11 protein-coding genes are annotated in these 12,810 nt (G+C 38.5%); 8 read left to right on the forward strand and 3 right to left on the reverse strand.

What is annotated here, in order from left to right; all coding sequences use genetic code 11:
* Window positions 1-24: 24 nt before the first annotated feature.
* Genes SGI74_09240 through SGI74_09260 form a run of 5 tightly spaced genes read left to right on the forward strand, consistent with a single transcriptional unit; the run spans window position 25 to window position 6,711 of the window.
* Window positions 25-1,404 (forward strand): hypothetical protein, encoded by a 1,380-nt coding sequence (locus tag SGI74_09240; protein MDZ4677679.1) that lies wholly within the window; start codon window positions 25-27, stop codon window positions 1,402-1,404.
* An 11-nt stretch (window positions 1,405-1,415) separates the two neighbouring features.
* Complete coding sequence (locus tag SGI74_09245) at window positions 1,416-1,958, forward strand: HAD family hydrolase (protein ID MDZ4677680.1); 543 nt, start codon at window positions 1,416-1,418, stop codon at window positions 1,956-1,958.
* Window positions 1,958-3,589, forward strand: coding sequence for a transaldolase (locus tag SGI74_09250; GenBank protein MDZ4677681.1), 1,632 nt, complete (start codon window positions 1,958-1,960; stop codon window positions 3,587-3,589). The genes SGI74_09245 and SGI74_09250 overlap by 1 nt, the downstream gene beginning before the upstream one ends.
* A gap of 25 nt (window positions 3,590-3,614) precedes the next feature.
* On the forward strand, window positions 3,615-4,940 hold the full coding sequence (locus tag SGI74_09255) for a hypothetical protein (GenBank protein ID MDZ4677682.1): 1,326 nt from the start codon (window positions 3,615-3,617) through the stop codon (window positions 4,938-4,940).
* Window positions 4,941-4,965: 25 nt separating this feature from the next.
* On the forward strand, window positions 4,966-6,711 hold the full coding sequence (locus tag SGI74_09260) for a hypothetical protein (GenBank protein ID MDZ4677683.1): 1,746 nt from the start codon (window positions 4,966-4,968) through the stop codon (window positions 6,709-6,711).
* A 119-nt stretch (window positions 6,712-6,830) separates the two neighbouring features.
* Here SGI74_09260 and SGI74_09265 read toward each other — a convergent pair whose 3' ends face one another.
* Entirely contained in the window at window positions 6,831-7,877 is a 1,047-nt protein-coding gene (locus tag SGI74_09265; protein ID MDZ4677684.1) for an MBOAT family O-acyltransferase, read from the reverse strand.
* Between the two features lie 178 nt (window positions 7,878-8,055).
* Complete coding sequence (locus tag SGI74_09270) at window positions 8,056-8,397, reverse strand: hypothetical protein (GenBank protein MDZ4677685.1); 342 nt, start codon at window positions 8,395-8,397, stop codon at window positions 8,056-8,058.
* A gap of 373 nt (window positions 8,398-8,770) precedes the next feature.
* Here SGI74_09270 and SGI74_09275 point away from each other — a divergent pair, with 373 nt between their 5' ends.
* The gene (locus SGI74_09275; GenBank protein MDZ4677686.1) at window positions 8,771-9,445 is read left to right on the forward strand and encodes a class I SAM-dependent methyltransferase; all 675 of its coding nucleotides are present in this window, start codon (window positions 8,771-8,773) and stop codon (window positions 9,443-9,445) included.
* Here SGI74_09275 and SGI74_09280 read toward each other — a convergent pair.
* Window positions 9,442-10,140, reverse strand: coding sequence for a WbqC family protein (locus tag SGI74_09280; GenBank protein ID MDZ4677687.1), 699 nt, complete (start codon window positions 10,138-10,140; stop codon window positions 9,442-9,444). The two genes, SGI74_09275 and SGI74_09280, sit on opposite strands and share 4 nt — an antisense overlap.
* Before the next feature lie 87 nt (window positions 10,141-10,227).
* Here SGI74_09280 and SGI74_09285 point away from each other — a divergent pair, with 87 nt between their 5' ends.
* Both SGI74_09285 and SGI74_09290 read left to right on the forward strand, forming a co-directional pair.
* Complete coding sequence (locus SGI74_09285; protein ID MDZ4677688.1) at window positions 10,228-11,664, forward strand: NAD(P)-binding protein; 1,437 nt, start codon at window positions 10,228-10,230, stop codon at window positions 11,662-11,664.
* On the forward strand, window positions 11,651-12,799 hold the full coding sequence (locus SGI74_09290) for a class I SAM-dependent methyltransferase (GenBank protein MDZ4677689.1): 1,149 nt from the start codon (window positions 11,651-11,653) through the stop codon (window positions 12,797-12,799). Before SGI74_09285 ends, SGI74_09290 begins: the two co-directional genes overlap by 14 nt.
* The last annotated feature ends 11 nt before the right edge of the window (window positions 12,800-12,810 follow it).

Consider the following 12,810-nt stretch of genomic DNA (forward strand, 5'->3'; position numbering starts at 1 on the left):
AAATCATCCCCTCATGGAGAAGCAATGAAAAACAAAGAAGCAAGCCTTCAATGGATCCTAGGTGCCAGCTGCCTTGCAGCTCTTTTCATCTATGTGTTTTTTTTCCTGTTTTTACCCCAAAGTTGGACTCTCAATAACGACTATGGCGTTATAAAATTCTACACCCGCCCCGATGTAAAAAGTCTTTGGGACGAGATCCAGCATATCGTCTCAAATGGAATGAACGAAGGGCGCTTTATGGTGCTCTGGTGGTCATCAGTGGTTTTGCGCTATCTTTATCTTCCAATTAAGCCAGCACTTTTTAATTTAATAAATTTAGGCCTAGGAATAATCGCATTAACTGCATTCACAGATTTTTTAAAAAATCTAAAATTATCACGCATTCAAATTCTTTTAGCTCTGACCATGCTTCTTACAGCATTCACCATGAAAGACTGGATCGCCTATACAGCTTGTGCTGAGCCTTTGGCCATAACCTTTTTATGCATAGCCTTAGCTCTCTATCGTCGAGAAAAAAAATGGCCAGCACTTTTATTTTTCACATGCTCTTTTCTCTCTAAAGAAAGTTTTTTTGCTGCGGCTCCGACATTTTTATTTTTAGAATATTTAGATTATAAACGTAAAAAAACTTTCAACTGGCCCATCTTGATTGCTTTTACTTTAATTCCATTGGCGTTTGTGGGTTACGTGAAATCTCTTCCCCAGGTTTATACTGCAGGAAAATTTGCTCAATTCACCTTCAAAGGAATCCTTAAAGCACTTATTTTACCGCCACTGAAATGCTACGGCCCTTTTTTACTTTTAGTGGGTCATGATGTTTATCAACGAAAACAATGGATTTCAAAAGAATCCTTTGCACCAGTAGGTTTGGGTTCAATTATCGTTTTAGTATTTAGTATTTTCTTAAGTGGTTGGGGTGAATATGATTCTTGGTCTTATCTTCATATGTTTATACCTTTTGGTTGGGCCTTAATTCTTGCAGGCCTTTGGCAACCCGCTACAAATCCTCAAGAAAAAATACAAATCGGACTCACTTTAGCCTCATGTCTTTTTGGACTATTAATCACCATCAACGGGTCATTTAATCTTTGGACTTTCTTTGCCAATGCTAAAACAACAGCAGAAATTGCTTGTAGCGATTACAAACAAACCCCTGATTTAAAAATTTTCACCAATTGCCAAGAAGGGGCCGTACAATTAGCCAACTACTTAGCGTTGAGTGGTCAGTGTACAAATTTACCTGAAATAAAATGGATGCCTACGGGCTCGCTACCAGCAAATACTCAAGCCCCCTATGAGATGCTCCTAGCTAGCCGTTGGTGCACCCCTTATGATACAAGCATGACGGCTCCAAGCCGAATAGAGCTACGACACTGGACTATTTTAAAAAACCTGAACAAGTAAACGGATTGTTGATGAATTTAAAACCCAATAAAGCTGTATTTCTTGACCGTGATGGGGTGATCAACGAAGGTGTCATTCGAGGTGGTAAACCCTATCCACCACAAACGGTGGCGGAGTTTAAACTTTTACCCGGCGTGAGCGAAGCCGTGATGGCGCTAAAAAAAGCTGGATATAAAATCATCGTCACCACCAATCAGCCCGATGTCAGTCAAGGAAAACAAAAAATGGAAGTCATTGAAGCCATGCATGGTCTTTTAAAAAAATGGCTCCCTCTTGATGCCATCAAAGTTTGTTTTCATGTTGATTCAGATAATTGCGAATGCCGAAAACCAAAAGCAGGAATGATTTTTGAAGCATCAAAAGAGTTTAATATCGATCTTAAAAAGTCATTTATGATCGGCGATCGTTGGCGAGATGTTGAAGCTGGTCAAACCGCTGGGTGTACATGTTTTTTTCTTGAATATGATTATAAAGAAAAAAAGCCCGCACAGCCGTATATCAAAGTTCAATCTCTATTAGAAGCCGGCCAAAAAATAATTTCCGGAACATTTTAATGCAAAAAGAAATGAATCTTATCGTCAATAATAAAGTCGCAGCGCGCGTTTCCTTTCAAGGAAAGAATGCGCCCGACAGGCTTATTGATTACGATATGAACGAAGCTCTTAAAAATGCTGAAAAATTTTATTCAGAGTTTTATGCTCAAAGTAAAAATCCACTGGCAAAAACAAGAGAGATTCAATTTGAGCAATTAATTAAAATTCTCAACCCTTATTTAGGTCAGTTATCTACAAAAACAACACTTGATGTAGGTTGTGGAAATGGAAGCTTTGTTGATTTTTTAGAAAAAAATCTAAGTAATGATTTTAAATCCTTCGGCGTTGAGCCCGCACTAAAAGAAGAAACTGCTAAGCTTAAAAAAATCTCACTTCATGAAATTTCAAATAATAATAAAATTCCACAAAATTATTCTTTGGTTTCACTTTTAGATGTGTTTGAGCATTTTTCAAACCCTGAAGAGGGTTTAACCCATCTGACAAAACTCATCGAAAACCAAGGACTTTTACTTTTAAAAGTGCCCAATAAAAATTCAACTTTTTATCGTTTGGGGAAAGCCTTAAGAGGTTTTCTACCGCCATTAAGCAATCTGATTTTATCTCGCCTTTTTCAAATCAATTACCCACCACCCCATTTTTTCTATTACGATTTAGAATCACTTGAAAGGGCTTTAGAACCCAGGTTTATGATCTTACACAAAAGTTTTATGTCTGAATGCCCAGTAAGAGGGCTCTGGACGCGCTTTTGGGGAATCCCGACATTATTACGCCCATTGGCAATTTGCCTTGGATTGATATATCGCCTTTTCTCATTGCGCAATTTCAATGATGCCATCGTAATTTTGGCTCAAAAACGTGGACTTCTCACCCCGAACCATAATAAAAATAATGGATTCGAAAAACACAAGGGAGATTCTATGACTCAGCAAAAACTCAAAATTCATGTGTACGCCGATGGTGCCAATAAAGAAGAAATGATCAAGCGTAACAAAGAAGGCTTTGTCAAAGGATTTACTACTAACCCAACATTGATGGCAAAAGTCGGAATCAAAGACTATGAAGCCTTTGCTCGTGATGTTTTAAAAGATATTAAAGATCTCCCAATTTCCTTTGAAGTTTTCTCAGATGATTTTAATGAAATGAAAAAACAAGCTCTAAAAATCAATTCATGGGGTTCAAACGTTAACGTTAAGATCCCAATCACCAATACAAAAAAACAACCTTCACTAGCACTGATTAAAGATCTCTTAGCTGAAGGAATTAAACTTAATGTCACAGCGATCTTTACTCGCGAACAACTAATCGGCCTAAAAGAAGTTATGAAGCCTCAAGATGATGTTATCGTCTCTGTATTTGCTGGACGTATTGCTGACGCAGGAGTTGATCCAATTCCTGTGATGCAAGAAACTGTAAAAATGTTTGCCCCCTTGAAAGGTGCAAAAGTTTTATGGGCCTCACCTCGTGAAGTGCTCAACGCCTATCAAGCTGAAGAGTGCGGATGTCACATCATCACCATGACTGATGATCTGATTAAAAAACTTTCTCTTCGCGGAAAAGATCTCACCGAGTATTCTCTAGACACAGTAAAAATGTTCTACGACGATGCAACAAAGGCCGGCTTTAGTCTTTAATTTACCTTAACAAACAGGATTCCCCATGGCCAAACCAACTTGGCGACACCTTGTACTTATCTTGGCTAGTGGTGTTTTACTTCAAATCATCTTCAGTCAGCCCTTTTTTGGGCTCATGGATGATGCAAGTAATCTCTCTCAACTTTTACCCAAAATTCAAAAGCAAGGTCTTCTAGCTGCCACCCTTGATTATTTAAAACTCGATCTTCAGTGGGGAATGTTCAGGCTAACGTATCCGTCTATGGTTTATTTTCTGTACGGTCTTGGGGCGAGTTTTGGGCCCACTGTATTTTTTCTTTTAAACGCCGTTTTTGTCATGGGCATTTTGTATCTCAACGCACATGTGTTCTCACTGATTCTTAAAATCGACAAATGGCTTCTACTGCTTTTTATGGCAGCCTTCCCCTACACTTTTGATTTATTTCAGCACCCCAGTCTTCAAGAAAAAATGGTCATGCTCTGGGGAGCAAGTCTTCTGTGGGCATGTCATAAAAAAAACCTCACAGGAATTATTGTTTTTGCTGCTTTAGGCTTTTTTAGTAAAGCCTCATTTTGCATTTATATTCCCATGGGGTTTTTAACACTCTTAAGTGCGAGTCAATTTAAAATCAAAAAGGACAAACTGTTATTAGGTGTTTATATTTTGGCAAGTTGCTCAGGAGTTCTGTTCTTGGCTTGGGTGGCTTCAAAAGGATCTTACACGGCTCGGTATTCACCGCAAAATATTCTCCATAACTTAAAAAGCCTCCATGGTATTTTCTTTTTGGCCATACTCTCGTTAAGTTTTTTTATTTTAATTCGATTCAAAAAAATCAGCCAGTGGATTCCATGGACCGGCGTATTAAGTTTCATTGTGGTTTTTTTGCCATGGCATATCGGCGCCTACTTGCAATCTGTCATTGCACCAACACTTGCTGCACTTTCTCTACAAGTGGCCATACTTGTGTTCCCCAAGAAAAAATACTGGGCAAGTGCATTAGGAGTTTTAGCTATCACTGTAACCAGCTACCGCTCTTATGGAATGTTCACTCGCCTTCGCGATATCAAGAACATCGTGACACTTGCTCCCACCCTTGAACAGCAAGGTGTGAAGCTCATTTGGGTACCCTGCTGGGAAGGGCGTGGTGCTATGGAATATTATTTAAAAGATTTAGCAAAAACAAAATTAGAAGTGCGTTTTTTAAATGAAAATACATTACCCACTGCTGGGCCTGTTTTTTTTGATGGATCTATGTGTGTTTTGCCGCAAGCCGTTCGACTAGACGCCCAATGCAAAAAAACCTCTCTTTATAAGAGTAAACTAAGAAAGGGCTACGAACTTGCCAGCTTTGAATGTGAAAAAACTCTTTAAGAAGTTCTTTGTCAAAGAGATTTCCTTGGCTTTTGCAATTTGTCTTTTGCCCATGCTTCCTATTTTACGCTTGAAGTATTCTTACTATGTAGATTGGAACATCGTTAATTGGTTTATCGCGTATACAGGAGAATTTTTTAAACACCATTTAAGTTTTCCTGAAGTTTTTAATACGTATCAACAGGTGGGTGATACCACCTCGTTTTTTTACTCAACTTTTTTAAGCTGGATCGTGGCCATTCCAAGTGCGTTTGTCGGAACCAATATCGCTTACCGAGTCTTTGCTATTTTTTTAATGTTCCTTCAATTTTTCTTAGTCAAAAATGCTTTCTCTCTTATCAGCAAACAAAAATATATCGGTTGGGCAGTTAGCACAATGGTCACCTGGGCCATATTTCCTATGACAACTCTTTATAATCGATCAGCTGTTGTAGAATTTAGCTCAGCTGTGATTATGCATTGTACTTTAGCCTGTCTTTTAACCACGGCTTTTCATTCACAACGAAGACTAAGACTTCTTTCTCTCTATTGCGCTGGTTTTTTATTTGCCATAGCAGCAGGGTCTCACCCACTCGTGGGGCTATACGGAAGTGTTTTTATTCTTTTAATAGCTCCCGGGCTTTTAATGGTTTCAAAAAATCGAAAAGAAATGCTTAAACACGGTGTTTCAGTGGCCCTACTTATAGCCATGTCTTTGTCTTTTTTGATTTATACCAATCATAAATTTAACAAACATCTAGATGTCACCAGCACACTTCAAATCGGATTTTTTTCTGAAAATGTTGATAGGCTTTCTACTCGGTTTTTTCCCATTGCCCATGACCCACGAACTGCTGGCAGTAGCCACGAGCAAGTGATCGCAGACCATGTGACAGCGCCCTATCTTGATGCGCAAATAAATTTAGCTCTTTTTATAGGAGTAGTTTTTTTACTGATTTTAATCTTTAAACGAAAAAAGAGAATTAAATTTAACTCAAACCTAGGTTTTGGAATAAGTTCATTTGTTATCTTTTCTTTTTTTCTTTGGGCGTCTCTTTCATTTACCCCTTGGAGTTTTTTGCCCATGATTTTTCGCGTAGCCCAGTACGCTTGTCGTCTTGTGAATTACAGCAATATGGCATTATTGATGACACTTGCCGGGCTTTTAAGTTTTGCGGCTATCCAAGAAGAACTAAAATCAAAGAAATATAAAATCGCCGTAATTATTTGCTTGTGTTTTAGCGCTCTCAGTTTAGGAACAAAACTGCCTCGAGCAAATTTAAGTGCTGTATACAATATTTTCCCTGGCGCTTTTTTAAACGGACCAAAAGATACCATACTTGATATGAGTAAAGGTGGGCCCGTAGATATTTGGAACTATACCACCCCCTCACTCTACAAACACCATGTTCAAACGACTGCAGACAATGTGGTCTTAACACCCATCCCGGTGCTTACAGGATCTAACTTTGGTAAAACAGATAAAAAAACTTTTTCACTCGCAGAAGAAAGTTTCATTCAGACAAATGTTCATATTTTTCCATGGAACAAACTTTTTATTAATAATCAACTTGTCAAAGATGAAGATCTTTATAGCTTCAAAGAAATTAAACTTAGCGTGACCCGTTTTTTCGCCCTCAAACTTCCCAAGGGTGAATACGAAATCAAATACGAATTTATGCCGAATTCACTTTGGCAAATACTCAGAATACTTTCACAACTTACATTGGTAGTTTGGTTTTTAGGACTTGTTTTATTGGCTGGAAAAGAACTAAAAAAGAGAGCTGCTTAATTTAAAATTGAAAATAAATAAAAGCATCGGTTGAATCTGAAAACTGTCCAATCATGGATAAGATTAAAACCGATGATAACGTGAATCCCAGCACAGTCCCAGCAATTATTCTTGGTACATTATTTTGAGCATTTAATATTATTTCGGCAAAGTAATGCACAGGCTTTTCTAAGAAGAAATATTTTTAAAATCAAAATAGAGTGCGATTTGTTTGACGGTATCCATAAAAAACTCTGATTAATAAATGATTGAAGACCTGACCAGCGGATGGCTCTTTGTCCGATTAATAACAAGCCATGGTACAAACCCCAGATTAAAAATGTCCAATTAGCGCCGTGCCACACTCCAGAGATGGCCATGGCTGCAAGCAAGGTTAGGCTTGAATGAAAACGACTGCCGCGGTTTCCACCCATGGGGATGTAGATATAATCACGGATCCATTGGCTTAAGGTAATATGCCATCTGGTCCAAAATTCTGATGATGATTTTTCCAAGTAAGGTGAGAGAAAGTTCTCAGGCAGATGAATGCCTAAAATACGAGCTACTCCCCGCCCCATATCTGTGTATCCGCTAAAATCAGCCCATATTTGTGCAGCGTAGCCCAAAACAGCGATAATAAGATTTTGTCGACTAAAGGCACCTGGGTTTGCAAAAGCCTGATTCACTAAAGGGGCGCAGCGATCAGCGATCATGATTTTTTTAAAAAAGCCCATGCAGAAAAAAGAAAGTCCTATTGAGATATCGTCAAGACTTGGAGTTCGCAGTTTTCTTAATTGAGGTAAAAGTTCATGAACTCTGACAATGGGCCCCGCCACCAATTGTGCAAAAAAACTTTTAAACAGAGTATATTCTTTAAAAGGAATGAAACTAGCCGCACCTCTTGCAAAGTCGATAAGATACGCAATTCCTTGAAGAGTAAAAAAGCTGATCCCCACAGGCAGGGGTAATATTAATTTATTACCACCAAGAAAATCTGGATAAATTTTAATCACTTCACCAGAGAGCCGGGGGGCGTATTTCCAAAAAAACAAATGAAGGGCCATTACAGAAATGCCCATGCCAAGAAATGGTTTTTTATACTCTGGAAAATGATGTGCTAGCCAAGTAGATAGCCATGATACTGCAATGACAGATAGAAAAATAAGGGTGTCTAAAAACCCGCCCAAGAGTAAAAAATTAAACTTGCTGATAAAAGAATATAAAATCTAAATTTATAGTTTGGCAGAAAATAAAAAAGAACAAAACAAATTGAAAATAAAATGAAAAATTCTGGATTCGAATAAATCATGGTTTTTTCTGATCCAATGTTTTGTTAATCCAAGAGGCAATAATCTTTGTCACTTTTTAAGCACCCGTATAGGTTAAATGCCCAAAAACAAGAACGTCAGCACCGTGTTTGCCGTAGATATCAAAGCAGCCCGTCCAAGAAAGATAGGCTTGCCATAAACTATCGACACGATTTTCTAAAAGAGAACTATGGATTCCGGCATTAAAAGAGCTGGAAAAATATTTTTTCCATAATTGAGTATCCATTCTCATAGAATCTGGAAACCCAGGAAACAATGTTTGAAATATTTCAGGATATTCTAATGTTTTAATAGCAATACCTTCTCTAAAGGTATTGTGAGAAGCCCATGTTTTATGATTTCTCTTTGCCGAGTCAGCTGTGAGTAAAGAAAAATCCACATACTTTTCATCAAGCGGCAGCTTTCCTAAACTTACCTTTTCATATGAACCTGTTTTTGCGTCAAAATTTCGATTGAGTCAATTAAAGAAAAACCAAAGCCCGCAAAGCGAAACAACAAAACTTATCAAAAGGGCGCGCCAATAGACGTTTGAAGATTTTTTCATTAAAATAATTTATAACTTAACTCTTTGAAATGACAAATTTATTTTATTTATTTGGTATAAATTTATGGGAAGAGTTTGGTTCTTTGATTGTATTTTCTTTTTCCCTATGGACTTAACTTTCATATTCGGTTTTCTCATTTGCTATTATACTGAGCCTGGTAAAGAATAGTCCCTTGAACAGCACTGGAAAAATAAGGATTCACAAAAGATGGCGAAATCAAGAGTCAGGTCACAAGTCGAAACATATCAAAAACAGCTTCTGGCACATGGCGATCATCCCACTTCACTATTTCAAACCTTAGAAACTCAAACCCTTCGCTTTGATCACATGATGCAAAGAATCTTAGAAACAAGTGCTGGGGGATTCACCCTTCACGATGTAGGCTGCGGCCTTGGTCACCTTCACGAATATCTTAATAAAAAAAAGGTAAAGCATCGCTACTCTGGTTCAGATATTGTTCCTGAAGCAGTAGCTCTCTTCCACCAGAAGTTCCCTAAACTTAAAGTGAAATGCGCTGACTTCTTATCTCTAAACACCAATAAAAAATATGATTTCGTGGTCTGCAATGGGATTTTACATTTTCCGGCAGGAACCGACAGTTCTCAGTGGAGAAACTTTGGATACAAACTCATCAAGCACATGTTTACGAATGCAAAAAAAGGAGTCGCTTTTAACTTCTTAACAACTTACAAAACCACAGAAAATCATTCTTTGTTTTATTTTGACCCTAAGGATGTCTTTGATTTTAGCCAAAAACATCTATCGCGCTTTGTGCACCTTGATCATGCCTACCCTCTCTATGAAGCGACAATTACGGTTTTTACAAAAGAATATATGCAGACCCGCTTCAAGCAGGCCACCTTTAAAAAATATTTTCGCTAGGTGCTAGATTTTCCCCAAATAAACTCAGCCGTTTGAGGACCACAGTTGAAAAGAAGATCAACAATAGAAACCTCATGCACAAATGGCGGATGAAGTTGCGGATATTCCACATACGAGGAGTAGTCTTTGAATTCTAAAGTCATTCCATTTTGAGCGAAGTGTGCTGGCTCTAAATAATTACGGGCCGCCGGGCCAGTGACATAGTGCTGAGCTTCGACTTTCTCTAAAAGTTTTAATAAGCGCTCTTCTCTCACACCCTTGAGGTTGAATAATCTCGAATCTATAAATTTTGTTTGAAGTCCTAAAAAATCTTTTGAGATCTTAGAAATAAGATACTGGTTTAACTCTGAAAGAGATTTCCAATTTTTTCCTAGATAGAAATCTTTAAAAAACTCTTTATATAAATTGAAATAGGGCGCTTTTGAATACCACTGATTTAAAAGGCCCCAATGCTGAGATTGCCATTCATGAGTGCTCAGTTCTACTTCACAAATGAGGCGGTTGATGTCTTTTCCAACGGGTATGGTCAGCCAACTAGCACCTTTGTCTGTCTTGATCTTATTACGGTTTCGCCAGTCATTTTTTGTGAATTGCACATCATCGTAAAACACGAAGACTTCAACATCATGAATGATGTCGAAGTAACCCTTCCAGGGGAGATAATTTGATTGAATAACAGCTGTTTTTTTCTGCATTATTTTCAGCTAGAGCTAATAACACTAGGCTTCAAGAGCTGCAATAAAAAAGTTGGACTGCCTAGGTTTATATGCCATATTTCAAAGATGCGTGCTGAGAAAAAAGAAGTCGTTATCGCCGGTGCGGGGTTGCCATCCCTGCTCCTCGCTCTGAAAATAGCCGAAGACCATCCTCAAAACAAAATATTAATACTAGAAAAAAATGCAGAGCTAGGTGGAATGTTTCGCAGTTTTGATTATGGAGAACATGGTTTTTTTGACCATGGAATGCATATCATTTACGAAACATGCATCCCTGCCATCGACGATGTCATTGGCAGCGTTCTTGATAAAGACCAATGGATTTTCTTAGAAGGAAACCGCAAAGACATTGCAGGAATTTACTATAATAACCAACTGCAAAAAGACACTCCTTACGTAGACTTCAGAAATCTGAAACTCAAGAATAGGCTACGCTACACGGGAGGCTTCTTTTATAACTTAGCACTGACACTGAAGGGCGAGCCGTCTTTTGACAATGCAGAAGAAGCTCTTCGTTGGCGATTTGGAAAACTTGTTTCCAATGAGGTTTTCGAACCCATCTTGCGCAAACTTTACTCTCGAAATCTCACCGAACTTGCTCCATTTGCTACTCAATTATTGGCTATGAATCGCATTGCCCTTTTTGACAAAAAGGTCATGCTCAAATTGATGAAATCAGACGCCATAAGAGCTCGCGTGGCTTATCCAGATCAATTAAATCTGCCTAACTTTAGACCTAACAATCAGCGCGGCTTGTATCCCAAAAAATTTGGCATGTTCAGAGTCATGAATGCCATAGAAAAAAAATTAAATAAGTATGGTGTCAAAATTCAGACATCGGCAGATATTAAAGAACTACAGGTTGAGGGTAAAACTTTAAAATCTGTACATTATGTAACTCGCGAAAGTGGGGCCCAAACGGTCTCTGCAGATCATCTTTATTGGGGCGCAGGAACACCGCCTTTGGCTATGTTGCTTAAGATGCCAACGCGCGCTCTCAAAATCGATAAAAATCCTCCGGGCAGATTTGTAAACCTTATTTTCGACACCCCACCCAATATGGGTGAGCTCTACTACTTTTATTGCTTTGAACCTGGGTTTCAAACTTTCAGAGTCACCCGCTACGGAAATTATTGCGCTGATGCCGACGAAAAAGGCCTGTACCGTGTCTGTATTGAACTGTGGCCCCAAAATGAAGAAGAAGCACTGAAAACACAGCCATTAGAGGTAGCACTTTCTGAGCTTAAAAAATTTGGCGTCATCACTGACAAACACCGTCTTGTTTTTTCTGCTGTAGAAATACAGGCCGCTGGATTTCCACTGCCAACAGTTGGAAATATTTCTAACCATAAAATAATTAGAGATTTCATCGTCAGTCAGAATATCTCCAACATCACTCCCATAGGAGCCTTAGCTGAAGAAGGAGTTTTCTTTTTGAAAGACGTCCTAATTGATACTTTCGCAAAAGCAAAACTAAGAGGACATATCCATGAATCCAATTAGCATTCCTCCAATGCCCTTTTATTGGAGAGTCCATGGAGTTCCTAAGACTGACAATATCATAGCTGATAAATGGCCTTTTGAATTTGATTATGAAGAAGAGTTAGGTCTTATCACGCAAAAATACACTCCAAATCTTAAAGGTTATCTCAACCAGATTTACAAGGCAGAATCAAATATTGGTTATCTACAAGATGCCAATCTTCTGGCAAAACCCTATGGAAGCGATCTGTTCCGATTCATCAATCAAAACACCATCACACCAGGTAAAGCCTCACAGATTTTAGAGATTGGTTGCGGAGGCTGCACTGTTTTAGAAAATCTGAAACAGACGGGTCATAAAGTGACGGGTCTTGATCCCAGCCCTGTAGCCCTCAAAGCAGGAAAGAAAAAAAATATCCAAGTGATACATGATTTTTTTCCGTCTCAACAACTGCATGATAAATTTGACCTTATTTTTCACTCTGATGTTCTCGAGCATGTTCCTGATCCGGTTTCTTTTTTGAGAGATCACAAAAGTCATTTGAAAAAATCGGGGCAAGTTTTGATTTCTGTACCTGATTGCACAGAGAGTATTTCTTTAGGCGATCTTTCAATGACTCTGCATCAGCACCTCAATTACTTTGATGAAGAATCTCTATACGCTGTTTTAGCGGCAGCCGGATTCGAGGTCATTGTGATCGAAAAAGCTCTCTATGGGGGCTCACTTTATGCGTTGGGACGGAACACAGACAAAACCTCTATGTCTACCCCCAAACCCCAACAAGAAAAATTCGTATTGTTCAATAACCGTGCGCAACAGGCTATTAAACAGTTCACCAACTATATCAGCACGCTAGAATCCACGAACAATTCTCTTGGATTCTATGTACCTCTTCGCAGCTTTCCGTATCTGGCTTTTTTGAATAAAGAAATCCATTATCGCATTTTTGATGATACTGACCATTGGCACCATAAATTCTTCGATGGGTATGATCGGCCCATAGAAAACCGCAATGATCTGATGAAAAAACCGGTCAAAAATCTGATTATTATGAGCCTTACATTTGGTGACATCATCGAAAAGAAAATAAGAAGCGAGATGGGCTCACAGACCAATATTATACAGCTTCGTGAAATCCTTGATTTCAGTGTTTAGTTAAGTCATCA

The organism is Oligoflexia bacterium (assembly GCA_034439615.1).
Classification (GTDB): Bacteria; Bdellovibrionota; Bdellovibrionia; order JABDDW01; family JABDDW01; genus JAWXAT01.